This window comes from Sphingomonas sp. Ant H11 (assembly GCF_000797515.1).
Taxonomy (GTDB): domain Bacteria; phylum Pseudomonadota; class Alphaproteobacteria; order Sphingomonadales; family Sphingomonadaceae; genus Sphingomonas.
Map to the genome: position 1 here is coordinate 1 of NZ_JSBN01000117.1, position 26732 is coordinate 26732.

The 26732-nt window shown below is 64.2% G+C and carries 33 protein-coding genes and 1 pseudogene; 23 read left to right on the forward strand and 11 right to left on the reverse strand.

The window, feature by feature from the left end:
• The first annotated feature begins 383 nt into the window (after positions 1–383).
• The 14 genes from NW75_RS18310 (at position 384) to NW75_RS18375 (ending at position 8501) form a co-directional block, all read left to right on the forward strand.
• A complete protein-coding gene (locus NW75_RS18310; RefSeq protein WP_033966662.1) occupies positions 384–1256 on the forward strand; it encodes a hypothetical protein in 873 nt (290 codons plus the stop codon).
• Positions 1257–1265: 9 nt separating this feature from the next.
• On the forward strand, positions 1266–1994 hold the full coding sequence (locus NW75_RS18315) for a DUF6710 family protein (protein ID WP_052192506.1): 729 nt from the start codon (positions 1266–1268) through the stop codon (positions 1992–1994).
• A gap of 61 nt (positions 1995–2055) precedes the next feature.
• Positions 2056–2367 (forward strand): hypothetical protein, encoded by a 312-nt coding sequence (locus NW75_RS18320; RefSeq protein WP_033966664.1) that lies wholly within the window; start codon positions 2056–2058, stop codon positions 2365–2367.
• Between the two features lie 50 nt (positions 2368–2417).
• Entirely contained in the window at positions 2418–3023 is a 606-nt protein-coding gene (locus NW75_RS18325; protein ID WP_156143069.1) for a hypothetical protein, read from the forward strand.
• A 108-nt stretch (positions 3024–3131) separates the two neighbouring features.
• Positions 3132–4091 (forward strand): DUF2493 domain-containing protein, encoded by a 960-nt coding sequence (locus NW75_RS18330; RefSeq protein WP_033966666.1) that lies wholly within the window; start codon positions 3132–3134, stop codon positions 4089–4091.
• Positions 4092–4208: 117 nt separating this feature from the next.
• The gene (locus NW75_RS18335) at positions 4209–4442 is read left to right on the forward strand and encodes a hypothetical protein (protein ID WP_033966667.1); all 234 of its coding nucleotides are present in this window, start codon (positions 4209–4211) and stop codon (positions 4440–4442) included.
• 107 nt (positions 4443–4549) lie between these two features.
• Entirely contained in the window at positions 4550–5053 is a 504-nt protein-coding gene (locus NW75_RS18340; protein WP_231565305.1) for a hypothetical protein, read from the forward strand.
• A gap of 34 nt (positions 5054–5087) precedes the next feature.
• Entirely contained in the window at positions 5088–5726 is a 639-nt protein-coding gene (locus NW75_RS18345; protein ID WP_081988824.1) for a hypothetical protein, read from the forward strand.
• An 11-nt stretch (positions 5727–5737) separates the two neighbouring features.
• Entirely contained in the window at positions 5738–6028 is a 291-nt protein-coding gene (locus NW75_RS18350; RefSeq protein WP_147037398.1) for a hypothetical protein, read from the forward strand.
• The gene (locus tag NW75_RS18355; protein ID WP_033966671.1) at positions 6025–6312 is read left to right on the forward strand and encodes a hypothetical protein; all 288 of its coding nucleotides are present in this window, start codon (positions 6025–6027) and stop codon (positions 6310–6312) included. Before NW75_RS18350 ends, NW75_RS18355 begins: the two co-directional genes overlap by 4 nt.
• Before the next feature lie 26 nt (positions 6313–6338).
• Positions 6339–6800 carry a DUF6884 domain-containing protein gene (locus tag NW75_RS18360; protein ID WP_231565306.1) on the forward strand — a complete coding sequence of 154 codons (462 nt, stop codon included), beginning with the start codon at positions 6339–6341 and terminating at the stop codon, positions 6798–6800.
• An 11-nt stretch (positions 6801–6811) separates the two neighbouring features.
• Entirely contained in the window at positions 6812–7174 is a 363-nt protein-coding gene (locus NW75_RS18365) for a hypothetical protein (RefSeq protein ID WP_033966674.1), read from the forward strand.
• Positions 7147–7362, forward strand: a complete 216-nt coding sequence (locus NW75_RS18370) for a hypothetical protein (RefSeq protein WP_033966676.1) — start codon at positions 7147–7149, stop codon at positions 7360–7362. The genes NW75_RS18365 and NW75_RS18370 overlap by 28 nt, the downstream gene beginning before the upstream one ends.
• A 725-nt stretch (positions 7363–8087) precedes the next feature.
• The gene (locus NW75_RS18375) at positions 8088–8501 is read left to right on the forward strand and encodes a single-stranded DNA-binding protein (RefSeq protein ID WP_033966680.1); all 414 of its coding nucleotides are present in this window, start codon (positions 8088–8090) and stop codon (positions 8499–8501) included.
• Between the two features lie 53 nt (positions 8502–8554).
• Here the strand turns inward: NW75_RS18375 and NW75_RS18380 are convergent, their stop codons facing one another.
• The 3 genes from NW75_RS18380 to NW75_RS23190 all read right to left on the reverse strand — a co-directional run bounded on the left by NW75_RS18380 (position 8555) and on the right by NW75_RS23190 (position 10867).
• The gene (locus NW75_RS18380) at positions 8555–8932 is read right to left on the reverse strand and encodes a response regulator (protein WP_231565307.1); all 378 of its coding nucleotides are present in this window, start codon (positions 8930–8932) and stop codon (positions 8555–8557) included.
• A 214-nt stretch (positions 8933–9146) separates the two neighbouring features.
• Positions 9147–9728: an HNH endonuclease gene (locus NW75_RS26885; RefSeq protein ID WP_231565308.1), complete on the reverse strand. Its 582-nt coding sequence runs from the start codon at positions 9726–9728 to the stop codon at positions 9147–9149.
• 11 nt (positions 9729–9739) lie between these two features.
• A complete protein-coding gene (locus tag NW75_RS23190) occupies positions 9740–10867 on the reverse strand; it encodes a reverse transcriptase/maturase family protein (protein ID WP_231565309.1) in 1128 nt (375 codons plus the stop codon).
• 1183 nt (positions 10868–12050) lie between these two features.
• Between NW75_RS23190 and NW75_RS25380 the strand changes: the two genes are divergently transcribed.
• Together NW75_RS25380 and NW75_RS18400 are read left to right on the forward strand one after the other, a co-directional pair.
• A complete protein-coding gene (locus tag NW75_RS25380) occupies positions 12051–12215 on the forward strand; it encodes a hypothetical protein (RefSeq protein ID WP_167509725.1) in 165 nt (54 codons plus the stop codon).
• Positions 12216–12517: 302 nt separating this feature from the next.
• Positions 12518–12775, forward strand: a complete 258-nt coding sequence (locus NW75_RS18400) for a hypothetical protein (protein WP_147035692.1) — start codon at positions 12518–12520, stop codon at positions 12773–12775.
• Between the two features lie 404 nt (positions 12776–13179).
• Here the strand turns inward: NW75_RS18400 and NW75_RS18405 are convergent, their stop codons facing one another.
• Complete coding sequence (locus tag NW75_RS18405; RefSeq protein ID WP_231565310.1) at positions 13180–13545, reverse strand: hypothetical protein; 366 nt, start codon at positions 13543–13545, stop codon at positions 13180–13182.
• Positions 13546–13755: 210 nt separating this feature from the next.
• Here NW75_RS18405 and NW75_RS18410 point away from each other — a divergent pair, with 210 nt between their 5' ends.
• From NW75_RS18410 to NW75_RS18420, 4 genes are all read left to right on the forward strand, one after another.
• The gene (locus NW75_RS18410) at positions 13756–14148 is read left to right on the forward strand and encodes a DUF3768 domain-containing protein (protein WP_033966715.1); all 393 of its coding nucleotides are present in this window, start codon (positions 13756–13758) and stop codon (positions 14146–14148) included.
• A gap of 59 nt (positions 14149–14207) precedes the next feature.
• Positions 14208–14423, forward strand: a complete 216-nt coding sequence (locus tag NW75_RS18415) for an antitoxin VbhA family protein (protein WP_033966687.1) — start codon at positions 14208–14210, stop codon at positions 14421–14423.
• Positions 14424–14719: 296 nt separating this feature from the next.
• Positions 14720–14863 carry a hypothetical protein gene (locus NW75_RS24670; protein ID WP_156143070.1) on the forward strand — a complete coding sequence of 48 codons (144 nt, stop codon included), beginning with the start codon at positions 14720–14722 and terminating at the stop codon, positions 14861–14863.
• Positions 14864–15101: 238 nt separating this feature from the next.
• Positions 15102–15683, forward strand: coding sequence for a hypothetical protein (locus NW75_RS18420; protein WP_033966689.1), 582 nt, complete (start codon positions 15102–15104; stop codon positions 15681–15683).
• A 159-nt stretch (positions 15684–15842) separates the two neighbouring features.
• Here the strand turns inward: NW75_RS18420 and NW75_RS26890 are convergent, their stop codons facing one another.
• On the reverse strand, positions 15843–16439 hold the full coding sequence (locus NW75_RS26890; RefSeq protein ID WP_231565311.1) for an HNH endonuclease: 597 nt from the start codon (positions 16437–16439) through the stop codon (positions 15843–15845).
• On the reverse strand, positions 16372–17562 hold the full coding sequence (locus tag NW75_RS26895; protein WP_231565312.1) for a reverse transcriptase/maturase family protein: 1191 nt from the start codon (positions 17560–17562) through the stop codon (positions 16372–16374). The genes NW75_RS26890 and NW75_RS26895 overlap by 68 nt, the downstream gene beginning before the upstream one ends.
• 1028 nt (positions 17563–18590) lie before the next feature.
• Between NW75_RS26895 and NW75_RS18430 the strand changes: the two genes are divergently transcribed.
• Positions 18591–18863, forward strand: a complete 273-nt coding sequence (locus tag NW75_RS18430; protein ID WP_231565313.1) for a hypothetical protein — start codon at positions 18591–18593, stop codon at positions 18861–18863.
• 31 nt (positions 18864–18894) lie between these two features.
• Here the strand turns inward: NW75_RS18430 and NW75_RS24675 are convergent, their stop codons facing one another.
• The gene (locus NW75_RS24675) at positions 18895–19158 is read right to left on the reverse strand and encodes a hypothetical protein (RefSeq protein ID WP_147035691.1); all 264 of its coding nucleotides are present in this window, start codon (positions 19156–19158) and stop codon (positions 18895–18897) included.
• A gap of 95 nt (positions 19159–19253) precedes the next feature.
• On the opposite strand from NW75_RS24675, the gene NW75_RS18435 reads away from it, so the two are divergent.
• Complete coding sequence (locus NW75_RS18435; protein ID WP_033966693.1) at positions 19254–19460, forward strand: helix-hairpin-helix domain-containing protein; 207 nt, start codon at positions 19254–19256, stop codon at positions 19458–19460.
• 240 nt (positions 19461–19700) lie between these two features.
• Here the strand turns inward: NW75_RS18435 and NW75_RS18440 are convergent, their stop codons facing one another.
• The 4 genes and pseudogenes from NW75_RS18440 to NW75_RS18455 all read right to left on the reverse strand — a co-directional run bounded on the left by NW75_RS18440 (position 19701) and on the right by NW75_RS18455 (position 25707).
• A complete protein-coding gene (locus tag NW75_RS18440; RefSeq protein ID WP_231565314.1) occupies positions 19701–19961 on the reverse strand; it encodes a hypothetical protein in 261 nt (86 codons plus the stop codon).
• Positions 19962–19991: 30 nt separating this feature from the next.
• Positions 19992–23252 (reverse strand): annotated as a pseudogene (locus NW75_RS18445) (error-prone DNA polymerase).
• The gene (locus tag NW75_RS18450) at positions 23249–24784 is read right to left on the reverse strand and encodes a Y-family DNA polymerase (RefSeq protein WP_167509726.1); all 1536 of its coding nucleotides are present in this window, start codon (positions 24782–24784) and stop codon (positions 23249–23251) included. The pseudogene NW75_RS18445 and the gene NW75_RS18450 overlap by 4 nt, the downstream one beginning before the upstream one ends.
• Positions 24785–24945: 161 nt before the next feature.
• Positions 24946–25707: an ImuA family protein gene (locus tag NW75_RS18455; protein WP_183949601.1), complete on the reverse strand. Its 762-nt coding sequence runs from the start codon at positions 25705–25707 to the stop codon at positions 24946–24948.
• Positions 25708–25840: 133 nt separating this feature from the next.
• On the opposite strand from NW75_RS18455, the gene NW75_RS18460 reads away from it, so the two are divergent.
• Entirely contained in the window at positions 25841–26476 is a 636-nt protein-coding gene (locus NW75_RS18460) for an SOS response-associated peptidase (RefSeq protein WP_081988825.1), read from the forward strand.
• Positions 26477–26732: the final 256 nt, after the last annotated feature.

Sequence of the window (26732 nt, forward strand, 5' to 3'; positions counted from 1 at the left end):
GACCTCGCCGCCCACCGTCTCCAGCCGGATATCGGGGGGTGTAACGCCGCTGTCGGCCCGCATCCGTCCAAACGAAGGTTTCCCGTTGCACCCCGAACTGCGCAACATCGGGATCGAAGTCGAGAAGTAACAGCGCATCGCGCTCGAGCAGGCTCTCATAAGGCAGCGCATCGCCAGCCTTGATCGACTGATACCAACCCGTGCACGATCTTCGGCCTGGCCGGTCTGCCGGGTTTCGGGCGAACCGCACCGTTGCGTCAGAACGCAAACGGGCTGATTTGTCGGTCACGCCGACATTCGCTATTCTCCTTATGGGAACGACTCGAATTGCCGGATCAGTATAACTGCTTCCGCAAAGGGCGTTAATCGGTTCCGCTCAGACCATGATCGTCGAACTCGCCGAACGCGGCGAGCCGATCGACATGGTTCTATTTGCGGATCCCGGCGCTGAGAAGTCGCAGACCTATGCGTATATTCCGCTGTTCCGGGCTTGGATGGCAGAGCGCGGCATCGCGTCCGAAATCGTCCGCTACCAGCCCCGCAACTTCAAACACTGGCCACCCTATGCGGGCATCGCCGAGAACATGCTCACCAACGCCACCCTGCCCTCCGTGGTCTTTGGTGGGGGGTCCTGCTCACAAAAATGGAAGGCGGCCCCGCAAGATGCGTGGACCGCCAAGTGGGAGGCGGCGCGCCGCTGCTGGGACGCAGGCGGCCGCGTCGTGAAGCTGATCGGCTATGACGCCTCGGGACGCGACACCCAGCGTTATCACCACGCGATCGGATGCGAGGATCCTCGCTACGCCTATCGCTATCCTTTGCGGGAATGGGGTTGGTCTCGCGCCGACTGCGAGGCGCGCATTGCGCGCGCCCGCCTGCCCGTCCCGCCCAAATCTAGCTGCTTCTTTTGTGGCAGCATCAAGCCCGACGAGGTGCTGGAGCTTTCGATTTCAGAACTGCGCGTGATCGTGCTGATGGAGGCACGGGCCAAGCCGCGCCTCCGCAACGTCGACGGCCTTTGGCGTAAGCCGGTCCTTGGCCGTCGCGGCGCGACCCCGCGCCCCGGCAGCATTACCGAGTTCATCCGTGAACGCGGCCTCCTGCCCCCGGCGGAGATCGACCACATCATCGAAACCGCGCCAACCGAACTAATTGCATTCCAGGCCGCTCAGGCAGTGCTTCCGCTCGAGGAACGAACCCCGCTGGGTCACTGGCTCGAAAACTTCAACCGCGCCGCAACGGCGCTCGTTCAATAAGGTGGTCTCATGAAACGCCCGTCCTGGATCCGCCGCCTGATGCGCTCAAACAAGCCGCGGCCATGGTGGCTCGCCGGGCGGGCCGATGATCCGCGCACGCACTTCGACATGCTGATGCTGACGGCGCGCGACCTCCATACTAAGAATCCGACCGCCCTTCCCCACCTTATCGCCGCGATACTCAGGCCCGAGCAATCCGAATTACTGCTCGCCGTAGGTGAACGTGGACAGGACGCAGCCGCAGACATCTCTGGCTTCACATTCTTCTTCGAAGGCGTGCTGGATCTGGCTTATGGCGACAGTCGACGTCCTCGGGAACTTCGGCCGAGCGACTTTCCCCTCGATCTGGGTCACGATTGTGTTCTGCCCTGCCCGTGGAGCCATGACCGTTTCATCGATGCGATGGCTTTCATCGGCCGTGCGAAGATCGATCAAGCGGATGCAGAGCGACAAATGTACGGGGGAGACTGGCGGCAGGACTCCAATCACCGTGTCGAGCTATGGCTTCCTTGGCGCATCGGCTTCGTGATCGGAGGCAACCACTCGCTCGCTGCTGGTATTCTTGCCGGCGCTGGCCACTTGATCCCGGACAATGTCCTGGATTTCGACCACCTCTTCGACCTCATCGAATGCGACGGTCGCACCTACCGGTACGGCGCAAACCTTGAACATACCGCGCCCGTGACTGATGCGCGCCACGCTGCAGTGTTCGAGATCGGGCGCATGATCGCTCGGTAGGAGGAAAGGAGGCTTTCGGCTTTGGGGAGCTTGGTGCTCGCCCAGATGAAGGAAACCGATCATGCACAGCGTCGCCGTCTACCTCACGCAACGGCTCTATGGCGGTCCCGAAGAAGGGGGCTGGTGGTACGATGCCGGCGAACTCTGCACCGACCCGGCGCTGACCGCCTTCGGCGTCACCTTCCCCGACGGTCACGAAGATCGTGCCCGGCGAATGTCGGCCGAGGTTCAGGCGCATCTCGATCGCGACTGGAACGCTGGCGACCACGCGCGGCCGATCAGCAGCGTCCTCTCCGCTGGGCGCTTCGAGGCCCGCGTCCACGATGGCTGGCCCCCTCTCGCCTATCCGGCCGAGCGTCCCCGGTACGAATGACCCGAACCGCTTGGGTCTCCCACTTTGCCAACCTTCAGGAGTCCGGCCCCATGAAGACCTTCACCGTCCACTGCGAATACCCTGCCCATTACCGTGCGGAGATCACGGTCGAGGCGGAAGATGTCGTCAGCGCCTGCCGCTCTGCGATCGATGCGTCACATACGACCGACGGGTGGAAGAGCCTCGACACGGAGCATCCCACTTATGTCAGCGCAATCGCAGAAGGAGCCGGCGTCGATCCTTGGCGCTTCGTCCCCGATGGAGGCGATGCCTCTGTCTTGCCCGTCCCGGGCCTGTTCTCTGATGTGGCGGCCTGTGCGGGCTATGCCGCGACCCGTAGCGAGGATCTGGTGGACCAGCTCCGCATCATGATCGACGCAATCGGCGCCGACGGAGGGTTGAGGATCACCCCAGCGGCGATGGTACGCCTGTGCGACACGGGGCAGGCAATTCTCGACGACATCGCAAGGTGTGGGTTGAGCCCGACAGGTCCGAAGGCGGCAGCAAGCATGATCCCGCTGCGCCCGACGCCACCTGACGCCCGACAGCCTTCCGCCAGAGAGATGCGGCACATGGGCGGCCGCGAGGCTCCCGCAACCGTAAAAATCCGGGCCGAGTTGCCGCTGCGCGGCTGCCCGCACCACCCCGGTTTTTAAGGTTTCCCTTCGCTACGCTCCGGTGCGGGTGCCTCTTATTCGGCCGCCCAGGAGGTGCGCATCCGGCGGATAGGCCGCCGGCCTCGATCAGATGAAGGGCTTGACCCCATGACCACTTCCCTCGCTGCCGCACTCTCCGCTCTGGAGCTGGGACACCTCGAACCCCGCGCCGAAGATGTCTCGGGCATGTGCCCTCCCTCGACCGATGCACTTGAACAGACCACTACCGCGATCTGGAGCGACCTGTTCGCAACCCTCCAGAACACGTCGCTCGAGCGCGACATCGAGGAAATGGGCTGGGGCCTGGTCAATCTCTTCCACCGGGCCGCGGCCAAGAAGCACGCGACGATCGACCGTCTCACCGACGAAATCAGGCTCCTCCTGGCCGAGCAGGACGGTTCGGAGATCAACACCTCCAACCTCGAGGACAAGATCGACCTTGCCAAGAAGATCGAGGAAGCCGCCACCTGCTACGAGGTGATGCGCGACACCGCAGCGGCGCACTACATCCGCGAGACCGGCCGTTCCTGGATCCCGTCGACCGGCAACCGCATTTCGCTCGGGGTCACGTCGGCGATCGTTGACGGCCGCGCATTCCTCCAGGCTCGCCGCGAGCGCGTCCGCGACGCCAACACGGCACAGGGCACACCCGTCGTGTTTGCCGGAGGGCGGCTGACCTTCCGGACCGATGAGGACATGAAGGCGTTTGGCGACAACCTGCTGCGCACCCTCAACGCGGTTCGGGAACGCGTCGGCGACATGTATCTCGTTCATGGCGGCGACATGAAGGGGATCGAGCGCATCGCGGCATCGTGGGCCGAACAGCACGGTGTGCAGCAAGTCCGCTTCGGTCTCGACCGCAAGCTCGGGGACCGGGCCGGCTTCCGTCGCAACGAGCTGATGCTCTCGCTGAAGCCCCGCTACGTCATCGCCTTCCAGGGCAATGGCGTGACCGAGCGTCTGGTGATCGACGCGAAGAAGGCAGGCATCCGCGTGGTGGATCGCCGTGGTCCGCTCGGCACCCCACCCGCAGCACAGAACGCTCAGCGCGACCGCAAGGTCGCCTGAGCTCGGCTCGGCCGCTGGTACGCCAGCGGCCTCGCCGATGGCGGCTCGCCGTTCCGGCGCGCCGCACACCGCCCCGGAAGGGGCGTATCGATATCAACCCGCCAAGGAGCGCACCCCATGTCACGCCCGAATCCGTTCCAGACCGCCGCCCATTGCTGGCGCTTTGCGCTGCGCCGGGCGACGGCCGATGGCGATACCTTCCATATCGTGGTGACGGGCAATCCCGCCGCTCCGCGTGCGGTCATGTCCGATCGCGAGCTGTTCGCTCGCGAGGACCTGACGCCCGACGACATCGAGGCATCGTGCGACCCATTTCTGTTGGGCCTCAGCAACGTGGAATCCCGACCGTGATCTTCAACAAGCGCATCGCCAACATCTCCGAGGAGGAGTTCGCCGAATTGATGGCTATCGTCCGGGCGCCCCCGACTCCGCCCGCCCGCTTACCGACGAGGATCGTTGTGCGACGAGAATACCTGGCCGAACAGGAGCGCCGTCGCATCATCGGCTATCAGCCCGACCTCTTCACCGCCAAGCCAGTCACCCGCTACCACCGGCACCGGCCCGCGCCATCGTGGGATCGCACACCCGATGAGACGATCGAGGAAAAACTCGAACGCATCGCCGGCGACCGCTTCGCGACCTTCGGTCCGCCACGCCCCGATCGCCCCGCACACCAGACGCCCAACGAAAGGGCCGAGATCGTCGCCAAAGCCGCCAACTGGCTGCGCGTCAGCCAGCGTGTTCGCTTGGTCGACGCGCCCGGTGCCGTCGATCCGGCCTTCGGGATCCAACGATACCTCGGCCGATATGGCGTCGTCTGGCGGCTGTGCGCCGCTCCCTTCCAAGACCATTGCTACGTGTTCTTCGATCCGATCGGAGGCGAGCGAACGGCCAAGGTCGAACTGGCCGAGCTGCGCGATCTCGAGCCCGAACAGAGGAGAGGATGCGCCGAGCGCTGGTAAGCGGCCGATTCCCGGTCCGCACGGAGCCAGTACCATGACCGAGACCCTGACCATCGGCGCCAGCCCGGCAGAGGAGGATTGCGCTCAGCTCGGACGGACGCCCGACTTCCAACGGCTAAACCGCCTCGAAGTCGACTGCTACCAGGCCGCGCTGATCGCGCGCTACGGCCCGCCGCCTGAAGGCGCCGCCTTCGCGCGCGATACCTCGACCCACGATTTCGGGCGCTACACCGAACTCGCGCTGCGCTTCGATCCTACGGACGAAGCCCACGCCGCTTACGCCATGCTCGCAGATGAAGGGCTCGGCCGCTGGTTTCACGCCGGCTTCACCGCTCCGGTCGAGTATCCCGACAGCACATCCCCGGTGATCCACCACGCGGATCTTGCTGCCGCGATCCGCTCCGCGATCAGCATCATGCGCCCCCCATACCCCCGACGGCGAACAGGCGATCGCGAACCTCCGCGCCCATTATCCGGAATTGGTCGCGGCCTGATGGCTCGCGACTGCATCCGGCACCCGCGCCACGTCATCCAGCCCCTCGTGATCGGGCGTCAGCCCGATCTCTTCGATGGTCCGACCGTGACGCACGAACGGCCGCCAAAGCCGGTCCCGCACACCTGGAGCCGGGACTTCCTCCGCTACCTCAGAGCCACGGGCTCCAACTCCGATTGAGGATGCCGACCATGACCGATTATTCCAGACCCGTCCGCGTCCCGATGCCGGACTGGACCGACGAGGAGCTGCGCACCCTTGTCGATTTTCGACGCCGCAAAGGACGCCGCTGGCGAAGCAAGTTGCTTGACCTCTACTTGTTCGGAAAGGATGACATCGAGCCGAACGGTGCCAGCCTTCGACACATCAGGAACCGTCAAGGCCCGAGCCGGGTGGCCGCCCTGAGCAAGGCAACCCTCGACGAAGCCGAGAAGCGCCTTGCGCCGATCGCCAAACGCCCATCGCAAGGGGACGTGTCATGAGCCGTCACGACTACAAGAACGACACGGCCCGTGTCTCGATCGGATGGGATGCCCCGCTCGCGACCTTCTTCCTCCAGATCTGGACCGGCGACATCGATGACGAGGACGCGTCGCCGGCGATCTGGCTCGGGGGTTTCTACGGCGAAGCCCCACAGCCCGACCCGCTGATCGCGGTCGCGCGTCGCCACATCCCCGATCTGCCGGCGACGCTACACCGGCAGCTCACCGTCGATCGACTTGGTGAGCCGGCACGCCCGCGCCGCCCGGGTCTGATAGACCCGTGACGAGCGCAGTCGACGCGACGCCGTGCGTGTATCTGATCGCCTGCGTTTCGCAGAAACTCGATCGGCGCGCACGCGCGGCCGACCTCTACCGCTCGGACTGGTTCCGCAAGGCGCGGACCTATGTCGAGGAAACCGGCGAGCGCTGGTTCATCCTCTCGGCCGCTCACGGCCTCGTGAAACCCACGCAGCGCCTCGCCCCTTATGACGCTACACTCCGCGACCTGACGGCCGCAGAGCGGCGTCTGTGGGGCGAGAAGACGACACGGCAACTACGCCGCGCCATCGGGCCGCACCACGCCGGCCCGATCGTCTTCCTCGCCGGACGGCTCTACCGCGAGCCGCTGCTCGCCTTCGCCGGCGATCGGGCCACCATCCCGATGCTCGGCATGGGGATCGGCCAGCAGAAGGCATGGCTTGCGGCCAAGATCGCAGAAGGGCGTGAGCGCGCCTTGCGCGCCGCCCAACTCGACCTCTTCCCCCTCTCCTGACGGAGGCTGACATGGCCAGCACCTTCGCACGGCGCCTTGCGGCGCCGACTGCGCCCGCGCGCGCGCAGCAGCTCGAATTGTTCGACCTGCCGACTGCGACCGCGCCTGCCTACGGCATGGCGGTCCCGCCGTGGTGCGGCCTCGCGGCCTGGCACCGCGAACTCGACCGCCAGTCGGCGATCATGCGTCCGCGCACGCCGCTCTACCACCGCTTCGAGGCGACCGCGCGCCAGCTCACGCGCGAGCGCATCCGCGCATCGCGCGACGTCGCCGCGATTGCCCGGCTTGTCATCCGGTTATCGGCCGCCCGCTATCCGACGGGCGATCTCCACGGCCTCGAACGGGTATGGTCGCGCGCGAGCTCGGCACGCTGATCGTTGAAGCGACCAATCGTCGAACCCTGCTCGGTCTCGGGCGCGATGCGCCGCGGACCAAGGGTCCGGCATTGGATCCACGTCGATTGCCGGCTGACCGGCTCGACTACCTCATCCAGACCCATCGGGACATCGCCCTGGTCGACGCACTGCGCATCGAGCGCGAACGCCGGCATCGGCAGGGCTAAAGACACCCGCCCCTGCAGGGCGGGTCGCACCTGATATTCGGGGCGCTACCGCGCCCGCATCAGATCTGACGCGCGGAGCAGTTCCGTGGGGCGAGGCCGGAGTCTGCCCCTTGCCGTGTGCCTCTGGGACGGGGCGAGCGCCACCTCACCGCGTTGGTCTGCGCGCCAGCTTCGCCGCGCTAGGCCGAAGGGGGAATGCGTTGTCGGCATCACGACAGCCGCGCCGAGTTCCTGCCGTCCCGCTGGTGGGTCTCCGGAGCACGAACCGGCCTTCATCATCTTGACATGCACGACGCGCGCGCGCCGTGTTAGCAAAGGCGGCACCAAGGTCCACGCCGCAAGCGGCATCCTTCAAGTTGGTCACTGGCGCTGGGCGGATGCACCAGCGAGGCAGGGTGTCAGAGCCGCCCCGGGTAGCGAGATCGAGGCACAACGACACTGCCGGGCGAGTGACGTGACACAGGCGTCCTGCATACGGTTCCATGTCCATTGCCCGCCCGTGGGGGTCCATCCCCTCTCTTTCCTGAACGACCTAATCCGGCCGTCCAGCCCTCCAACCCGCGATCATTCGGGCCGAGTTGCCGCTACGCGGCTGCCCGCACCACCCCTTTGATCGGGGTTCCCCTCCGCGTCTTCGCGCTCCGGTGGAGAGGCCGTCCTGGCCGTCTTTTTGGTGTTCAGTCGAGGGGACGAACCCCCCGGCGAGCAAAAAAAGGAACCTCGAAATGCAGAACCTCGTCATCCTCGCCGGCAACGTCGGCGCCACGCCCGAAGTCCGCACCACCCAGGGCGGCACGAAGATCACCCAGTTCAGCCTCGCCACCTCGCGCCCCAAGCGCGACAGCGACGGCAAGACCATGAAGGATGGCGACGGTCGCCGGGTCGAGGACACCGAATGGCACCGCATCACCTGCTTCAACGGCGTCGGCAAGACCGTCGCCCAGTATGTCGAGAAGGGCCAGAAGGTCATGGTCCGGGGCCGCATCCACTACACCCGCTGGACCGACAGCGAGAACATCGAGCGCTACGGCGTCGAGATCATCGCCGACGAAGTGACCTTCCTCTCCTACGGCAAGTCGCGCCAGCAGCAGGGTCCGACGCAGAACCACGACGACCTGGATGATGACGTCCCCTTCTGATTAGAGGCCAGAACGGCCCGGAGCCAAGGCTCCGGGCCTCTTCTCACGTTCACCTAGACCGCGTGCTTGAGCGGCTCCGGCTTTTTGCCGTCAGGCAGCTTTTCGCGGAGGTGGTCATGAACCATGCGCGCGTTGAACGGCTTGCCGATGAATGTCGCTTTGTCGGGCATGTCACCCTCTTCGGGCTTCACCCGCCCACTCGCGATCACGATCTCGATGTGGGGCCAGTGCTGGTCGACGTGCCGGGCCAAGGCGAATCCATTCATGTCGCCCGGCATGTCGACGTCTGAAAACAGCAGCGTGACATTCCCAGCATGATCTTGGAGAAGATCGACAGCTTCCTGGCCGGTCCCCCCGTAATAGCAACGGAAGCCAGCATCTTGGAGGATGTCGCAGGCGTCCATCTGGATCAGTGGATCATCGTCCACCACGAGGGCGTAGGGGTCGGTTGAGAGAGGCATCGAGGTACAATTCCCGGCTGAGGAAAAGGTCTCCGAGGAATGTCTGGCGTCTCCCGGCTACGCCGGGACCGTTGCTCTATTCCGCTTGCGCTCCACCGAGCCCGTACCGGTCTCGGTAGGGTAGACGCGAGACGCCTCTTTCGAGGACGCCCCAGCGCCTCCCCCCGAACCGTGCTTGCACCTTTCAATGCACACGGCTCTCCATTCCGCTCGGCATCCGGCCGCCATGATGAGCGACATGGCATTTCCGACACAGGACGATGGTCCTGCGCCGTCGCGCCGATCGCACCCACGGCGTTAGTTGGTCACGCCGTTTGTCTTTGAGGCGATGGGGATGATGCATCTCGAACGGACCAGCGGTCCCGCCACATGCTTCGCATTCCTCGGCATTGAGGCGGGTGACCAGATCGTTCGGACTCTGCGCGATGCGCGAGCCGACCGTGATGGTATCGACGATGGGATTGTCCCACGCCTTCACGACCAGATGCTTCAGTTTCCATACCTTATGGACGCGCGACGCGCCACGGACCACGGTTGTCACGCCATGATCCGTCCCCATTTTCAGATAATCCTCGGCCTGCCGTCTCGTCGAGCCTCGCCGGCAGGCCACAGTCGCCAAGAGGCTCCTGAGAACCACCAGTTCGAGCTTGTCGAGCGACGCTTTCACGCCATCGGCGATCGCATAGTAACTCGCGAAGCCGCGGAACTCCGAGTTATAGGCGACGATGATCTCCGCCACACTGGATTCCATGAGTTGCGGACGCACCCGGCCGTTCCTCATGTCGAGGTTGCCAAGCTTCTTGCGCCTGCAGAACGCATAGACCCGCTCCCCGTGGCACCCACAGCTTGATATTCCCCCCGCGTTGGCCGACGAAGGACGCGTCGCGTCCCACCGCCGACCTTCGGACGCCCCGCCATTGTTCCGGCAGAGCGCAACGTGAAGGCGCATACATGGAAGCCGAGGAACGGCGATCCCTTCGACGCATCGCGAACCCCGGTCTTTTCCGGTGACACCGCCAGATTAAGCCGATCAGCAAGGAAGCGCTGTATATCGGCCATGATCCGGACGGCATCCGCCTTGCTGCCGATCACACCGACAAGGAAGTCGTCGGCGTAGCGGCAATAGCGCAGGCGGCGGAAGTCAGGGTCCATAGGATCGACGGACGATAATTTATGTCGATCCTGCTTGACGGCTTCGATCCGCGCCAACCGGACGCGCACCTCAGACCTGTCCGCACCATCGGCGCGGATTGCATCGATCTCCTTGCGGAGTACGGCGATCTGGCGGGAGTGAGCAACATAAGCGGGGTTGGCCCGCCGTTTGACGCCCTTGTCGAAGCCCGCCCGCATCTCCTCCATGAACAGATCGAGTTCATGAAGATAGATGTTGGCGAGCAGGGGCGAGATGACCCCGCCCTGTGGCGTGCCGCTGTAGGTCCGCTCGAACTTCCAGTCGTCCACGCACCCTGCCTTGAGCATTGTCCCGATCAGATCGATGAACAGAGGATCATCGATCCTGCGAGCCAAGAGGCCGAGCAGGATGTCATGGTCGATGTTGTCGAAGAACCCGCGAACATCCACTTCGATCAGCCATTTCACGCCCGTCCAGGTGTTGCGGATCTCTTCGAGAGCCGTGTGGCAGGAGCGACCCGCGCGGAACCCATGACTGTGTTGCGAGAACACAGGCTCATAGATTGCCGCGAGGATCATTCTCGCCGCCTCCTGAACGATGCGATCATCCGCCGTTGGGATGCCCAATGGGCGCATTTTACCATTGCCCTTGGGGATATAGACCCGCCGCACCGGACGAGGGCGGTAACGGCTTTCCGTCACGCTTTGGACCAGACGATCCAGCCTCGCCAGCGTCATGCCGTCGAAGGTCTGGCCGTCTACTCCCGGCGTCATGGCACCCCGATTCCGGGACACCCTGTCATAAGCCGCTCATACAAGCAGCGGGACCGCATGAGGCGGTGGAGACCATTGATCCGCTTGCCCGCCCGCGACAGGGCCGGAAGCTTCTCGATCCGTCTCAGGATAGTAGCGGTCTGCATCAGCAGTCCCTTTCCGTTGATCCATCAAGTTACACAGAACTGCCGTCCTTCACCCGGAAGCAGCGGATTTCGACGAGGATCGCTCCCGCTTATACCACTGTTCCGTCCGCCTCTCGGCGGCTGTCCCGGCCATTACGCCGGGCGTTCGACTACTATGACGGCTCCGTCGCCATGCAGGTCCGGACAAGCCGTCCTGTTTAGGCGATCCCGCAGTTGCGCGGGCGAGGAGTCGCGGCGCGTTTAGGTGCCCCGTTCGTTTCCTTGATCCCCTTACCGGGGCCACGCCGTGCGGACTGGCAGCGATTCGCAGGGCCGTGCTCCTCGCTCCGCTCGGGACGGTGTGTCAGCCGCGTTCACCGTCACCCACCTGATGGTCGTTGGAAACTGGGATTCAGACAATCCAGTCTTCACCATGCGCACCTTGCCTGCTGGTCAACCGCCGGGCTGCGGCGCCCGGCTTCGATCCATACCCCGACATGCTATGGTCCCGTTTCCCTTTCGGAATCTCAGCCGGTTCATCACCGGCACCGGTAAGTCGGTCAGGCATGAGCTATGCCAATAAGCTCAGTTCATTCGAACACTCCTTTCTTCTCCGCGCCACAACGGCGCACGCCCATTCGGGTGACGATCAACTGACGGTCGCGGACGCGCGCAGGAAACTTCTTTCCGAAAAGCGGCAAGATGTTTCCAAACCAGCCAAGCGACACCAGCCATCCGTGGGCCCAGCAACTCTGCCGATCGCCGGAGACGCGGAGTGGGGCGGCGGGATAGGCAAGCGTCCAGCAGACCCGCGAGGGTGGCGCATCGGGCAGTCCAATGTTGCGCAGCGAGGCTCCGGCCGTCGTGCTTCACCCCGCTCTTTGAGGCGCAATCCTTGGGCCGGGTCGGGTCCTTATACGATCAACCCACAAGGGGTCCGGGCGCTTCGCTACGGCTTTTTTCCGCGCGCGGAAAAAAAGTGATCGCGGCCCCTCTCCGTCCTGTCGGGCGCCTGTCGAGCGGGGATGAACCCCGTCGGCTTCACAGGAGCCTCGGTCATGTTCAACGATATCTGGATCGCCCGCAAGAACGCCCTCAGCCTCGCACGCACCCTCATGGTCGCCACCATGATTATCTCGGTCGGCACCCAATACGCCGTCATCACCGCTGAAGATCACGACAGCTCGCTCACCGTCGTCCAGGAGTTTGACCCGTTCGCCTGACCGGTTGGGGGCCTCGCGGCCCCCGCGCCTATCGGCGCCAAGAGAGGGCCAAGGCGGGCATCGAGCCCGCCCAGGCCCCGCGCGTCGCGCGGCTGCGGCACCGTGGGAGGACTGCTCATTCGTGTCGTCCAAGTGTGACATGGGTACGCGCTCGCCTCAAGGATGCACGGCCCCTCCAATTTGCTGCGCAAATCGGTTCCTCCGTGCCCCGCTCCGCGGCCGCTTCGCGGTCCCTGACCCGATCGCTCGAAGCCCATGTCCGGGAGCTCCCGCACAAATTCGTGCAACAACGGGAGAACCCTATGCAAGTAGACCTGTATCAAACACTCAAAGGCATCAACGTAAGCGACGAACAGGCAAAGCTGGTGGTAGCCAGCATCGAGGAGTATATCGACGGGATGGTTGGAGACGCGACAAAGCCGCTTCAGGAGAAGATCGACGGCCTGCAAAGGTCTCTCGAGACGCACATGAAAACCCAAACCTGGGTCATCAGCATCATCGGCTTTACCATCGTGGCCCTGACCGCGATCGGAACGCTAGTCTCGATCCTGCGGCACTGAGGCGGAGGGGGCTCCGGCCCCCTTTTTTGCTCACCGCGAACCAGGCCGCACCAGCTCCGCAGCGAAAAGCTAGTCTGTCACCGCCAGAGCGCCTATCCGATCCGCGGTCGCCCAACCCGGGCGGTCAAGGGAGGTGATATCTATAGACACCGCAACAATCGTAGCACTGGTACTCGGCGTCGCGACGCTCGTCGTCGCGATCCTCGGCTTGGTGGTGAAAATCATCGAGCTGTCGCGCCACTAGGCCGAGTTGGGGACCCCCGGCGCTGGAACGCCGGGGCGTCCTTACAAAGTTTGAGCCCCGAACGCTGGAACGCTCGCTCAGGGGATGATCTACAGACATAGAACATCGTAGCCCGACCGATATACGCTTCAATCCTTACCGCTTCAAGACGGCCTTGCTGTCACCCCCGCGCCGTTCTGACAGGCGGCAAAGCCTCAAACGAAGCGACGAGGCCAGGATCGCGTAGCAACGTCGTCCACGTCCCCCCGTAGGTCCGCGAGGCCAGATAGAAGGTTGAGCTGATGCACTCGACCATCCGGCAGCGCTCCAGCTTGTCGACCAGCGAGTAGCCCGGTCCGTGCCGGGCGACGATGTCGTGTAGATCCACGCGCATCAGGGTTCCGCAGCCCGAGCAGCGGGTGCGAACCAGAGCGTTCATGCGCAACATCTCGCCCGCGCTCTCCATCCAGCGGGGCCACAGGGTGACGATGTTGGCGGCATCTTGCATGGGCATACGATAACCCCCGATCGCGCGATCGTCCAGCATGTGCATTGGTCTTAGGGGTCTCCTACTATGCGACGGTCGCGAGGGCATTTCGGGCTCCGAGGTCCTGGCCGGTGCGCTCGCGCGAGCAAGCCCGCGGGGCGGGCTTCTCCACTCGTTTCGACCCTACGGGTGCACGCGCGATCTATGCACCGGCCGTCCTGTCGCCTGTCGAAAGGCCCCGATCGTCGGGGTCCAGGGATGGAGACCATCATGGCCGAGCACACGCCTCAACCCGACCGCGCCAAGGGTGGCGCATCTGCAATCGCCTGCCTCAACGATTGGCTTCGCGACAACATCCACGCCCCCGGCCGCAACCGCATCATGATGACGCAAGGGGTGGCCGAGCTGATCGGCGACGTCAGCCTGTTCCGCAACTTCCGCAAGCGCGCCGAGCTGCTGCGTATGGTGCGTGCCTACGACGCGTTCGACGCCTCGATCGACCCGCACGGCGAGCGTGACATGGGCCGGTTCGAGTTCGAGGGGACCGACTGCTACTGGAAGATCGATTATTACAACCTCGACCTGTCCGCAGGCGCCGAGGATCCGAGCGATCCCTTCCTCACCGTCCGCGTCCTGACCATCATGCGCGTCGACGAACGATGACCGATGCCGCCCCGGCGCGAGCCGCCGGGGCTCGCTCCAAGCCCTGAAAGGATCCACCGATGCCTGCCCGAGCCAACGCACTTGTTCAGCCTGCCGCCTTCGATCGTCACTCTCGCCAGCGCGAGGTCGACTTCGCCCGCGGCTGTGTCCGCCACGAAGGCGGCATCCTCACCGACGAGATCGAACGGCTGAATGCCCAATACATTGCCGGCGAGATCGACAGTGACGAGCTGACGAATGCGATCCTCCAATCGCAAACCGTTCAGACTCATTGACCGACGCGGAGGGCGGTGCGGGAAACCGCACCGTTTTCCGCGCGAAAGCACGAACAGAGGATGGCGTGGACGCTTGCTGCAACGTTCGCCTGTCCCACCACCGTTGGAAGGCTCTGTCGTCGACGGCCATTCATCGTGACAAGCCGAATGGACCGGCGTCAAGGATGCACGGCCCCTCCAATTTGCTGCGCAAATCGGTTCCTCCGTGCCCCGCTACGCGGCCGCTTACGCGGTCCCTGACCCCGGCCCATTCGGCTCGTCAGCCCGCCCCTGTCGTAAACGAACAGGAGGTTCACATGCATATTCAGACCGCACGCACCCAGGTTTGGCTCGCGGAACTGGCCAGCATTCAGGCAGAAATCGAAGCGCACGGTATGCCCGCGGCACCCCGGCCCGCTCGCAAGCGGACCCGCAAGCTCAAGCCGCTCTGGGAAGAATGAGGCGACGGGGCGGCGCAGCCGCCCCGCTCTCGGCATGTCTCATGCCAGTGACATTTACCCCCCCCTTTTCCATGCCCCCGCTTGCCAACGGACCGAGGTTGCGGCCGTGAAGGGCGCGGCGATTTCGCCAAACCGTGTCTCGCGGTGACATTTACCCCCCCCCTTCGCGATCGTTTCAGCCGAACGTGGATTGAAACTTCCCCGACGTTCTGAATGATGGGTTCGACTGGGGAGCACCATGAAGACACTCGTTCTGATCGCATTGCTTGCGGCGAGCCTTCCTGCATCGGCGCAGGCGCAGGATACGTCCAAATCGCCGGACGGACTGTACACGGTCTCGATCGTTCCCAACGGCGCGGGGGATGAGAATGGCTCGGGCGCGGAGGCGCTGGTTCTCTACAGCACCAAGAGCAACCTCAAACGTCGGCTGCTCGTATCCAAATGGGATGGCGATTATGCCCGCAACCTCGCCAACCTCTCAAAGCCATTGTTTTCCCTCGATGGCGGCTATGTCTACTTCAACAGCTCGGACGCATCGCCGAACTCCAGCTACGTTCATCAATTCGATCTGAAGCTAAACGCGGTTCGATCGATCTGCCCCGGTTGGGCGTTGCGCGTCATGCGTACCGGACCCTATCGCGGCTATCTGCTGGTCCAGACCCACCGCTATTGGGATCGCCCGGAAGGTGGCTCCTACAACCCGGTGTTCCTAACGCACCCATCGGGCAAGAAAATCATGATGGTGCCAGGTAGCGACAATGACGAGGGCGAGCTGGCAGTCGACCCATGGCTCACAAAAATGAACTGGCGGGCTTGGTAGAGCCGAGCCAGCGAGGGGCGTCTCCCCGCCCTTATGGGGCGGGGCCGAGCTCTACTCCGCTTGCGCTCCACCGAGCCCCTGCGGGTCTCGGTAGGGTAGACGCGAGACGCCTCTTTCGAGGACGCCCCAGCGCCTCCCCCCGAACCGTGCTTGCACCTTTCAATGCACACGGCTCTCCATTCCGCTCGGCATCCGGCCGCCATGATGAGCGACATGGCATTTCCGACACAGGACGATGGTCCTGCGCCGTCGCGCCGATCGCACCCACGGCGTTAGTTGGTCACGCCGTTTGTCTTTGAGGCGATGGGGATGATGCATCTCGAACGGACCAGCGGTCCCGCCACATGCTTCGCATTCCTCGGCATTGAGGCGGGTGACCAGATCGTTCGGACTCTGCGCGATGCGCGAGCCGACCGTGATGGTATCGACGATGGGATTGTCCCACGCCTTCACGACCAGATGCTTCAGTTTCCATACCTTATGGACGCGCGACGCGCCACGGACCACGGTTGTCACGCCATGATCCGTCCCCATTTTCAGATAATCCTCGGCCTGCCGTCTCGTCGAGCCTCGCCGGCAGGCCACAGTCGCCAAGAGGCTCCTGAGAACCACCAGTTCGAGCTTGTCGAGCGACGCTTTCACGCCATCGGCGATCGCATAGTAACTCGCGAAGCCGCGGAACTCCGAGTTATAGGCGACGATGATCTCCGCCACACTGGATTCCATGAGTTGCGGACGCACCCGGCCGTTCCTCATGTCGAGGTTGCCAAGCTTCTTGCGCCTGCAGAACGCATAGACCCGCTCCCGTGGCACCCACAGCTTGATATTCCCCCGCGTTGGCCGACGAAGGACGCGTCGCGTCCCACCGCCGACCTTCGGACGCCCCGCCATTGTTCCGGCAGAGCGCAACGTGAAGGCGCATACATGGAAGCCGAGGAACGGCGATCCCTTCGACGCATCGCGAACCCCGGTCTTTTTCCGGTGACACCGCCAGATTAAGCCGATCAGCAAGGAAGCGCTGTATATCGGCCATGATCCGGACGGCATCCGCCTTGCTGCCGATCACACCGACAAGGAAGTCGTCGGCGTAGCGGCAATAGCGCAGGCGGCGGAAGTCAGGGTCCATAGGATCGACGGACGATAATTTATGTCGATCCTGCTTGACGGCTTCGATCCGCGCCAACCGGACGCGCACCTCAGACCTGTCCGCACCATCGGCGCGGATTGCATCGATCTCCTTGCGGAGTACGGCGATCTGGCGGGAGTGAGCAACATAAGCGGGGTTGGCCCGCCGTTTGACGCCCTTGTCGAAGCCCGCCCGCATCTCCTCCATGAACAGATCGAGTTCATGAAGATAGATGTTGGCGAGCAGGGGCGAGATGACCCCGCCCTGTGGCGTGCCGCTGTAGGTCCGCTCGAACTTCCAGTCGTCCACGCACCCTGCCTTGAGCATTGTCCCGATCAGATCGATGAACAGAGGATCATCGATCCTGCGAGCCAAGAGGCCGAGCAGGATGTCATGGTCGATGTTGTCGAAGAACCCGCGAACATCCACTTCGATCAGCCATTTCACGCCCGTCCAGGTGTTGCGGATCTCTTCGAGAGCCGTGTGGCAGGAGCGACCCGCGCGGAACCCATGACTGTGTTGCGAGAACACAGGCTCATAGATTGCCGCGAGGATCATTCTCGCCGCCTCCTGAACGATGCGATCATCCGCCGTTGGGATGCCCAATGGGCGCATTTTACCATTGCCCTTGGGGATATAGACCCGCCGCACCGGACGAGGGCGGTAACGGCTTTCCGTCACGCTTTGGACCAGACGATCCAGCCTCGCCAGCGTCATGCCGTCGAAGGTCTGGCCGTCTACTCCCGGCGTCATGGCACCCCGATTCCGGGACACCCTGTCATAAGCCCGCTCATACAAGCAGCGGGACCGCATGAGGCGGTGGAGACCATTGATCCGCTTGCCCGCCCGCGACAGGGCCGGAAGCTTCTCGATCCGTCTCAGGATAGTAGCGGTCTGCATCAGCAGTCCCTTTCCGTTGATCCATCAAGTTACACAGAACTGCCGTCCTTCACCCGGAAGCAGCGGATTTCGACGAGGATCGCTCCCGCTTATACCACTGTTCCGTCCGCCTCTCGGCGGCTGTCCCGGCCATTACGCCGGGCGTTCGACTACTATGACGGCTCCGTCGCCATGCAGGTCCGGACAAGCCGTCCTGTTTAGGCGATCCCGCAGTTGCGCGGGCGAGGAGTCGCGGCGCGTTTAGGTGCCCCGTTCGTTTCCTTGATCCCCTTACCGGGGCCACGCCGTGCGGACTGGCAGCGATTCGCAGGGCCGTGCTCCTCGCTCCGCTCGGGACGGTGTGTCAGCCGCGTTCACCGTCACCCACCTGATGGTCGTTGGAAACTGGGATTCAGACAATCCAGTCTTCACCATGCGCACCTTGCCTGCTGGTCAACCGCCGGGCTGCGGCGCCCGGCTTCGATCCATACCCCGACATGCTATGGTCCCGTTTCCCTTTCGGAATCTCAGCCGGTTCATCACCGGCACCGGTAAGTCGGTCAGGCATGAGCTATGCCAATAAGCTCAGTTCATTCGAACACTCCTTTCTTCTCCGCGCCACAACGGCGCACGCTTCGGGTGACGATCCCTGACGTGACAACAACACAGGTGTATTACCCACCTACTGCAGGCCTAGCATGAGGTCCGGCTCCTGCCGCCTCAAGGATGCGCGGCCCCTCCAATTTGCTGCGCAAATCGGCTCCTCCGCGCCCCGCTCACGCGGCCGCTTCGCGGTCCTCTGACCCGGCATCGCTGCACCTCTTGGCCATGCCGCCAATGATGGCATGAAGGAGATTGTTATGTCGCACCGCCTCTTCGCTCAACTCGCTTTTGAGCGCGCCTTGGGCAGCGCCGCGATCAAGTCGCTGAAGGATGCGCTCACCGAGAAGGCGAACTTCGCCGCTCAAACCAACTGGCCCAAACCAGACCCATTCGCCGGGCAATATGACGTCGACGCGCTCACCGCCGAACTCGATCAGATCGTTCAAGATCGCATCCGCGACGTGCTGGAGGGTCCAGGACTGCAGATCATCGACCGGGGCGAGCTGTTCGCTGAGCCTGAGATCGTAGCTTTGGTTCAGGCCGCCAAGGCGAAACGGGACAAGCCCGGCTGAACCAACCGGGGCGGCTTCGGCCGCCCCGCATTCACCCAAGCGAAGTTGGGGACGGCACGTAAGGATGCGCCTCTCGCACCACCGCCGCAGCCTTCTCGATCACCTCTATATCCGACGCCTTTCCCGTCGGATCGATCCTCCAATTCGATCGGGGATGAAAGACGATTGGCAGTGCCGTCACTTCTCCGACGAGCTTCCTCCAATGTTCCTCCGGTTTGTCGGTGACGCCGGTCAGGAGATGAACGAGCAAGTCGCGAATATCGTCTGCGCTTGCAGGAGCATCATGGTTAGCCATGACGCAATCTAACCGCTTCAACGTCCTCAGCCATCGCGACTTTGGACCGCAACCGGGCGTCGCCGGTTTCATCACCGCCCAACGAAAGGTTGAACATGAGCGACGCATCCCTCGTGAACGTAAACACCGCTACCGCAGCGGAACTCGACGCAGTGCCCGAGCTCAAAGGTCATGGCTTCGAGATTGTCCGTTACCGCGATGAGCGTGGCAAATTCACCGATCTACGCCAGCTCGACGAGGTTCCCGGCCTGGCCGGCAAGGCGGACGGTGGAAGGTCCGCGCTGACCGTCGGCGACGCCTAAACGACTAGCGTTTGACGATGGGGACGGACGACACCGACGCATGTCCACGGCGACCGCAGCCACGGCAGCGGAGCCGGATTATCTTGGACGCTACCTCCCCATCGCCACGAAAGCGTTCAAGGATCCTAGCCGCCGGCATATTCATGGTGCGACCACAGACGCACATAATCCGCATGTCAGCACGATCCGCCGCCCATTCGGCGAGCGTTGTGTAGGGCGCCTGGATCGTCGGTCGCTTGCTCACAGAGGCGAGACATCTTCATACCGCCCCGCTTTACGAAGCTGACGGACGATCCCGTTGAAAGCAGCGGTAACGCCCTGAGCGCGGCCAATCTCATTGGTTTGCGACGCGGCGTCCCAATACAATTCCAGCGGCCAACGCTCGGGGCAGTGCGGCAACAAGCAGCGCAAGGCGAGCCGCACCTCCATGCCATCAACCGTCGTTTCCGAGCAGCGGGCGACGCCGGACCGCAAGATGTGCACTGACAGCGCGATCACCACGCGCTGGTGCCGAGGCAAGCTCGACACGGCTCAGTGAAAGTCGTGCGACTTGAAGCGCACGACGTCCTCAGGATCGGCACCCTCCGCATGAGGGGGCCAGTAACAATTACGCGGCTCAGGGCTCCACCCCTTGTCACCCCGGTCAGGCGATCCCGGATGCTGGGCGGCATCGCCACGGCCCGTCCGGTGCGGGAACGACATGTCACCGACACGGTGCAGCAGGTCGCCGTGGTCGATGATCCGGTCGCAAATGACATGGATTACCTCCCCTTCCTTCTGCACCCGCCCTTTCATGCCGATCATGGAGGCTGACATGATGGTGCGGCGCTGTGCCTCGAAACGGTCAGGCCACAGGATTCCGTTGGCGATGCCGCTTTCATCCTCGATCGTGATGAACAGCACGCCCTTCGCCGAACCGGGCTTCTGCCGCACAAGGATGATACCGGCGACCTCGACGTGCCGCCCGTCGCGAACGCTGGCGAGATCCGCGCACTTCGTGACGCCACGGCGCCTCAGCTCGTCACGGACGAACGTCAGCGGATGAGCGCGGAGCGATAGCTGTAGGTTGCGATAGTCCTCGATCACCTCGCGGCCGTCGGTAAGCGAGCGAAGCTGCACCTCGGGCTCCAGCCCCTCCGCGCTATGCACCTCGTCCGCGCGATCGGCCGCGGCAAAGAGCGGTAGCGGGGCCTCGCCGAGCCCCCTCACCTTCCAGAGGCCCTGCCGGCGATCGGCGCCAAAACTATGGAAGGCGTCGCCGTCCGCCAGTTTCTCGATCGCGGCGCGCTGCGCACCGGAACGTCGCCACACGTCCTCGACGCTTTCGTAAGCGGTGGTGCTACGCGCCGCGACGATCTTGGCGCCCTCGGCGTTCGAGAGCCCGCGGATGACCCGCAGGCCAAGCCGAACCGCCAGATAACGCCCACCGGTCCGCTCCAGCGTACAATCCCACCGGCTCGCGTTGACGCAGGGCGGTCGCACCTCGACGCCGTGTTCGCGCGCGTCTCGCACGATCTGGGCGGGGGCGTAAAATCCCATCGGCTGCGCATTCATGAGCGCGGCGCAGAACACGTCGGGATGATGGTGCTTCATCCACGACGAAGCATAGGAGATCTTCGCGAAGCTCGCCGCATGGCTCTCCGGGAAGCCGTAGGAGCCGAAGCCCTCGAGCTGACGGAAGGTGCGCTCGGCAAACTCACGCGGATAACCGCGCTCGACCATGCCCTCGATCAGCTTTTCGCTGAAGTGGCTGACCCCACCGGTGAACTTGAAGGTCGCCATGGCCCGGCGAAGCTGGTCCGCCTCGGTCGGCGTGAACCCCGCGCCGACAATCGCGACCTTCATCGCCTGCTCCTGAAAGAGCGGCACGCCGAGCGTCTTCTCGAGCACCGCGCGCAGCTCCGGACGCGGATATTCCGGCTTCTCCAAACCTTCGCGCCGGCGAAGATAGGGATGCACCATGTCGCCCTGGATCGGGCCGGGGCGCACGATCGCGACCTGGATGACAAGATCGTAGAAGCGCCGCGGCTTCATGCGCGGCAACATGCTCATTTGGGCGCGGCTCTCGATCTGGAAGGTGCCCAGCGTGTCCGCCTTCTGGATCATGGCGTACACATCAGGATCGTCGTCCTGCAGGTCCTTCAGCTCGACGTGCAGACCCTTGTCGGCCTCCAACATGTTGAAGGCGCGGTTCATACAGCCGAGCATCCCCAGGCCCAGGACATCGACCTTCATGAACTTGAGACTATCGATGTCGTCCTTGTCCCATTCGATGATCTGCCGATCCTCCATCGCGGCCGGCTCGATCGGAACGAGATCATCGAGACGGTCATGGGTCAGCACAAAGCCGCCGGGGTGCTGCGACATATGGCGCGGCACACCGATCAGCTTGCGCGCGAGGTCGAGCGTGAGACGCAGCCGGCGATCGGCGATGTCGAGGTTGAGCTCCTCGACCTGTTTCTCGCCGACGCCTTCGGCAGACCATCCCCAGACCAGCCCGGCCAGTGAGGACGTCAGGTCCTCAGGCAGGCCAAGGGCCTTGCCGACGTCGCGCACCGCGCCGCGTGCACGATAGCGTGTCACGACCGCCGTCAGCGCAGCGCGGGTCCGCCCGTAGGTCTCGTAGATCCACTGGATGATCTCCTCACGCCGCTCATGCTCGAAGTCGACGTCGATGTCGGGCGGCTCGCGCCGCTCGCCCGACACGAAGCGCTCGAAGAGCAACTCGTGCTTGATCGGATCGATCGAGGTCACACCGAGCACGAAGCACACGCAGGAATTGGCTGCGGAGCCTCGGCCCTGGCAAAGGATCCCCCGCCTCCGCGCTTCGCGCACGATCGCGTACACGGTCAAGAAATAGGGTGCGTAGCCGAGTTCGCCGATCAGCCGCATCTCATGCGCGATCTGGTTGGTGTACGCCTCCGGCACCTCGCCATCGAACATGCGCTCGACCGCTTCGGTCGCCAGCTTCTCCAAGGCCTCCTGCGCTGACAACCCCTCAATGAGGCGCTCATGCGGGTATTGATAGGCCAACTCGCCAAGGTCGAAGGTGCAGATGCGGGCGATATCGACGCTCGCCTGAAGCGCGTCCGGATAAGCGCGGAATCGCCGGACCATCTCGTCCGGCGATTTGAGCGCCCGGTCCGCGTTGACCTCGCGGCGATAGCCGAGCTCATCGACGGTGCATTTCTCGCGCACCGCAGTCACGACGTCCTGCAGCAGCCGTGCCTCTGGCGCATGGTAGAGCACGTCACCGGTCACGACGGCACGGACCCCTGCCCCGCCCGCCTGTCGCGCCAGCGCATCGATGCGGACCGCGTCCCCCGGCCGCGCCGCTGGAACAGGGCCATATAGCCGCGACGCCCGTAGATAGCCTTCAGGTCCTTCAGCGCGGCGACGTTCTCCTCGTCCGCCTCGTGCGGCAGCAGGATGGCAACGACACCTTCGGACCACGGCTCCAGGTCGTGCCAGTGGAGGAGGCACCCGCCTTGCCTGCCCGCTTCTTGCCGACGGTGAGCAGCCGCGTGATCCTCGACCAGGCAGGGCGTCAGTCGGATAGAGCAACAAGCGCCGGCCGCACGACAGATCGACGCGGGTGCCCGCGATCGACCGGACGCCAGTCGCCTTCTGCGCTTCCCACGCACGCACGACACCTCCCACCGTGCCGATGTCGCTTACGCCGATCGCCGGATAGCCGAGCAGCGCCGCGGCTGCGAACAGCTCCTCCGGTGACGACGCGCCGCGCAGGAGCGAGAAGTGGGTGAGCACCTGCAGCTCGACATAGTGGGTCATCCGAAGACCCCGTGCATCCACCAGGAAAGGTCTCCGGTCTCGTCCTCGAACCCGTCACCCCGCCTGAAAACCCAGTACCGCCCTCCAGCTTCATCCTCGACACGGTAATAGTCGCGGACCGCCCAGACCTCGGCGTCGCGCCGCCACCACTCGCCGTGAACGCGCTCAGGACCATCACCGGCGACGATCTTGTACATCGTGCCTCGCCATTCGAAGCGACGTGGCGGCTGATCCGGCATCAGTGCCATGACGCGAGCCAATGGCTCTGGCTGCGGAAACAGGCGGATCGGACGCTTCCAAGCCGGCCATGATCCTGGCATTTCCACCGGGTCGGAGCGGGTGACGGCCCGTTCCGGCACATGGCTCTCGACGGGCGCAAGCCGGTAGACGGCATAGCCGCCGATCCTGCCGGCGATGACGTCGACCAAGCGTGCCGGGTCTCGCACGAGCGTCTCGCCAGCGAGGACCGCGCCAAGGTCGACCGCATCAAGCGGCTCGGTATGTGTGGCAACGAGCCAGAATTGCTCAAGCCCCATGCCGGGGTCGATCCGCTCGATCCTCAGCTTCAGAAGGCGGAGGAGGTGCGATACCTCGCGCGTAGGGCGCGACGTGCCAACGCCCACCACCTGCTCAGTACCGTCGACGCGCAAACCGGTTAGACGGAGTGCCCGCGCGCCTAGTCCCCGCGCCTGCAGAACCTCCGCAAGATCGGTCAGCAGGTCGCCCATCACCTGCTCAATCGCCTCGGCCGTGCCGATCGGCTCCAGCAGCCGACGCTCGACGATCGGGACCTCGGCATCCTCGCGCGGGGTGATCGGCTCGGCGACCGCGCCAAGCGCCTGGTCCAGGCGCGTGATCGCCGGAAGGCCAAGCCGGCGCGCGAGCGGTCCGCGCGCTACCGGCAGCAGATCCGCAACAGTCTCGAACCCAAAGCGCTTTGCGGCACTGATCGCCGATGGGGCGAGGCGCAGCGCGACGACCGGCAGCGCCGCAATTGCACTCGCCGTAGCGCCGGGCTCAACGCGGATCAGCTCGCCTCGGCCGAACCGGGCGAGCGCGTGCGCGGCACCTGCGGTATCGGCGACTGCGATCCGCGCGGTGAAGCCGGCGCGTCGGCAGAAAGCCAGAAGCCTTTTGCAAAATTTCTCCTCGCCGCCATGCAGATGAGCGCATCCGGCAACGTCGATCCATAGGCCATCGCTGGGGCTGACTGCGGCAATGGGCGACCAGCGACGCACTGCGAACAATGCAAGACGATCCAGGAGGGCGGCATCCGCCTCCGGCTCCGCCGGCCGGAAGTCGAGATCGGACACGAGCGCGCGCGCATGGGTCGCTGCCATGCCCGGATGCACGCCAAGCGCGCGCGCACCCTCACAGGCAGCTACCACCTCTTCACGCCGCCCGACCTTGCCGATCAGCGCCAAAGGCGCCTGATCTAGCGGCGCGGCAACTGGCCCGGGGATGCGCGGCGCTGGTGTCGAAACCTTGTACGGATGACTGGCAGCCTCCGAACGCCGACCCAGCTCGCGCATGGGCGGCTGCGCGTGCGCCGGCAGGCTGGCGATCTGCGCCTCTACGTCGCCACGCGACGCATACCCTCGCGCGCCAGCGCGCGCCGGGGCGCCACCCGCCGCCCCGCGGCACCGAACATGCACCGGGGTCGTCGTCTACCGGCAGCTCGAGGACAGGCCGTTCAGGCTGCCGCGGAGCGGACCGTTCCAACCGTCTCAGCCGCTCCACGGCCAAGCTCGGCAGGAACAGCGAGACGACCCGTCTCATCGCTGCCCTCCACAATCATGGAAAAGCCCTCACCGCCGCGCTGACGAACACACTCCACAGCCCAGCGCGCGCGCCCAACGCCCGCAACGTCGAGACGCTCGGATGGTGCTGCACCGATCCGCCAGCGGGTCCACGCAGCCGATGGCTCAGCCAGAACATCCTGGCTGAGGCCGCGAGGGCGGCGCAACAGGAGAACGGGAATATCGGCGTCAGCAGCAACGAGTTGCAGACGCCGTGTTGCCACCATCGAGACCTTGCTTGCCTCCGCGACGATCGCGCACGGCGTGCCGTCGCGCACCGCGTCTTCAACGACCGCCAGCAATGCCGCATCATCACGCGGCTGCGCAAAGATGACGTTGGCTGACGGCAGACCCGCTTGCTCCAGCGCGGGCGCATAGAGGTTTGTCCTACAGCTCGCCCACAGTACCGGCGCACCCGTACCGAGCGACTCACGCGCAGCAATGCCGGCCAGGAAAAGCGTGGTGGCGGCATCGTCGACTAAAGCTGCGCTTTGGGCCGCTGCCTCATGCAGTGCGCCAGCGCGTAACCCCCCTGCCCCGAGACGGGCGTCGATAGCCCCGACGCCGAACGGCATGACACGGTAGTCGGTCGCGGGAGTGGCGATCGTCCGCAGATGCGCTATGCTGGGCGCGAGGGAATTAAGGGCGGCGGACATAAGGGCTAGACTCTACTCGTTCCCTTTATGTTCCGTTAATGGCCGCTTGCGGTCAAGTAGGTTTTCCGCAGCTACCGAGTCCGTTCGTCGCAGACATGCCGGGCCAGCTCGCTGGCCGACATAGGAGGCGCGGATGTGCAATAGGTATCGACTGACAGCGAAACAGGCCGAGGTTGCCGCGACATTCGGCATCCGCGCACCCTATGAGATCGATGAGACGTTCCCCACCGGCGACATCTTTCCCACAGGGACTAAGACCCCCTTTTATGGCGCAGTGGTCGTCCAAGATGGCACCGATCGTCGTCTCGAAAGCATGGAATGGGGCGTCCCAACGCAGATCCCCAGCAAGCGGGACCCGGGGGTAAAGCTAACGAAATACGTCACGAACGTCCGGAACCTGCAATCCACCTTCTGGCGCTCGATGTTGACTACGCCAGCGCGTCGCTGCCTCGTCCCCGTCACGTCGTTCTCGGAATACGGGCTGAAGCCCGGCGAGGATGGGAAGAAGCCACTGCACTGGTTCGACGTGCCCAGCAGACCGTTATTCGCTTTTGCCGGTATCTGGCGACCAACGGAGCGCGGGAACGCCTACGGTTTTCTGACGACGGAGCCAAACGCGATCGTCGCACCCATCCATCCGAAAGCAATGCCTGTCATCCTGCATGATGACGACTACGGTCGCTGGCTTACCGGCGCCTGGGATGACGTGAAGGAACTGGTATCGCCCTACCCTTCTCAACTCATGCGCGTCGACCAGCCCGTCGATTGAAACGTGCGACCTTACGGCCGCCCCATCGACATGGGTCGATGGTGCTGCGAAGTTAGATGGCGCATCGATAATGATGTCATCTCGCCTTGCGCTGCGCTCGTACCTTTCCTTAAAGCTTGATGGCCTACAGAGACGTAGGACGGGGCGTGGAAACCTCGAAGGGTAAGGGCCGGTTCGAGCTATCGACCGGGTGGCGGACGCGTATGTCCAAGCCACCCGGCCAAAGGCGTTCGCGCCAAGCTTACCCTTGGTTTCC

Bases quoted from the DNA above. Each gene is read 5' to 3' on its own strand.
- NW75_RS18310 (WP_033966662.1), top strand. From the start codon at position 384: ATGATCGTCGAACTCGCCGAACGCGGCGAGCCGATCGACATGGTTCTA.
- NW75_RS18315 (WP_052192506.1), top strand. From the start codon at position 1,266: ATGAAACGCCCGTCCTGGATCCGCCGCCTGATGCGCTCAAACAAGCCG.
- NW75_RS18320 (WP_033966664.1), top strand. From the start codon at position 2,056: ATGCACAGCGTCGCCGTCTACCTCACGCAACGGCTCTATGGCGGTCCC.
- NW75_RS18325 (WP_156143069.1), top strand. From the start codon at position 2,418: ATGAAGACCTTCACCGTCCACTGCGAATACCCTGCCCATTACCGTGCG.
- NW75_RS18330 (WP_033966666.1), top strand. From the start codon at position 3,132: ATGACCACTTCCCTCGCTGCCGCACTCTCCGCTCTGGAGCTGGGACAC.
- NW75_RS18335 (WP_033966667.1), top strand. From the start codon at position 4,209: ATGTCACGCCCGAATCCGTTCCAGACCGCCGCCCATTGCTGGCGCTTT.
- NW75_RS18345 (WP_081988824.1), top strand. From the start codon at position 5,088: ATGACCGAGACCCTGACCATCGGCGCCAGCCCGGCAGAGGAGGATTGC.
- NW75_RS18350 (WP_147037398.1), top strand. From the start codon at position 5,738: ATGACCGATTATTCCAGACCCGTCCGCGTCCCGATGCCGGACTGGACC.
- NW75_RS18355 (WP_033966671.1), top strand. From the start codon at position 6,025: ATGAGCCGTCACGACTACAAGAACGACACGGCCCGTGTCTCGATCGGA.
- NW75_RS18365 (WP_033966674.1), top strand. From the start codon at position 6,812: ATGGCCAGCACCTTCGCACGGCGCCTTGCGGCGCCGACTGCGCCCGCG.
- NW75_RS18370 (WP_033966676.1), top strand. From the start codon at position 7,147: ATGGTCGCGCGCGAGCTCGGCACGCTGATCGTTGAAGCGACCAATCGT.
- NW75_RS18375 (WP_033966680.1), top strand. From the start codon at position 8,088: ATGCAGAACCTCGTCATCCTCGCCGGCAACGTCGGCGCCACGCCCGAA.
- NW75_RS23190 (WP_231565309.1), bottom strand. From the start codon at position 10,867: ATGACGCCGGGAGTAGACGGCCAGACCTTCGACGGCATGACGCTGGCG.
- NW75_RS25380 (WP_167509725.1), top strand. From the start codon at position 12,051: ATGTTCAACGATATCTGGATCGCCCGCAAGAACGCCCTCAGCCTCGCA.
- NW75_RS18400 (WP_147035692.1), top strand. From the start codon at position 12,518: ATGCAAGTAGACCTGTATCAAACACTCAAAGGCATCAACGTAAGCGAC.
- NW75_RS18405 (WP_231565310.1), bottom strand. From the start codon at position 13,545: ATGCTGGACGATCGCGCGATCGGGGGTTATCGTATGCCCATGCAAGAT.
- NW75_RS18410 (WP_033966715.1), top strand. From the start codon at position 13,756: ATGGCCGAGCACACGCCTCAACCCGACCGCGCCAAGGGTGGCGCATCT.
- NW75_RS18415 (WP_033966687.1), top strand. From the start codon at position 14,208: ATGCCTGCCCGAGCCAACGCACTTGTTCAGCCTGCCGCCTTCGATCGT.
- NW75_RS24670 (WP_156143070.1), top strand. From the start codon at position 14,720: ATGCATATTCAGACCGCACGCACCCAGGTTTGGCTCGCGGAACTGGCC.
- NW75_RS18420 (WP_033966689.1), top strand. From the start codon at position 15,102: ATGAAGACACTCGTTCTGATCGCATTGCTTGCGGCGAGCCTTCCTGCA.
- NW75_RS26890 (WP_231565311.1), bottom strand. From the start codon at position 16,439: ATGAGGAACGGCCGGGTGCGTCCGCAACTCATGGAATCCAGTGTGGCG.
- NW75_RS26895 (WP_231565312.1), bottom strand. From the start codon at position 17,562: ATGACGCCGGGAGTAGACGGCCAGACCTTCGACGGCATGACGCTGGCG.
- NW75_RS24675 (WP_147035691.1), bottom strand. From the start codon at position 19,158: ATGGCTAACCATGATGCTCCTGCAAGCGCAGACGATATTCGCGACTTG.
- NW75_RS18435 (WP_033966693.1), top strand. From the start codon at position 19,254: ATGAGCGACGCATCCCTCGTGAACGTAAACACCGCTACCGCAGCGGAA.
- NW75_RS18450 (WP_167509726.1), bottom strand. From the start codon at position 24,784: ATGCGCGAGCTGGGTCGGCGTTCGGAGGCTGCCAGTCATCCGTACAAG.
- NW75_RS18455 (WP_183949601.1), bottom strand. From the start codon at position 25,707: ATGTCCGCCGCCCTTAATTCCCTCGCGCCCAGCATAGCGCATCTGCGG.
- NW75_RS18460 (WP_081988825.1), top strand. From the start codon at position 25,841: ATGTGCAATAGGTATCGACTGACAGCGAAACAGGCCGAGGTTGCCGCG.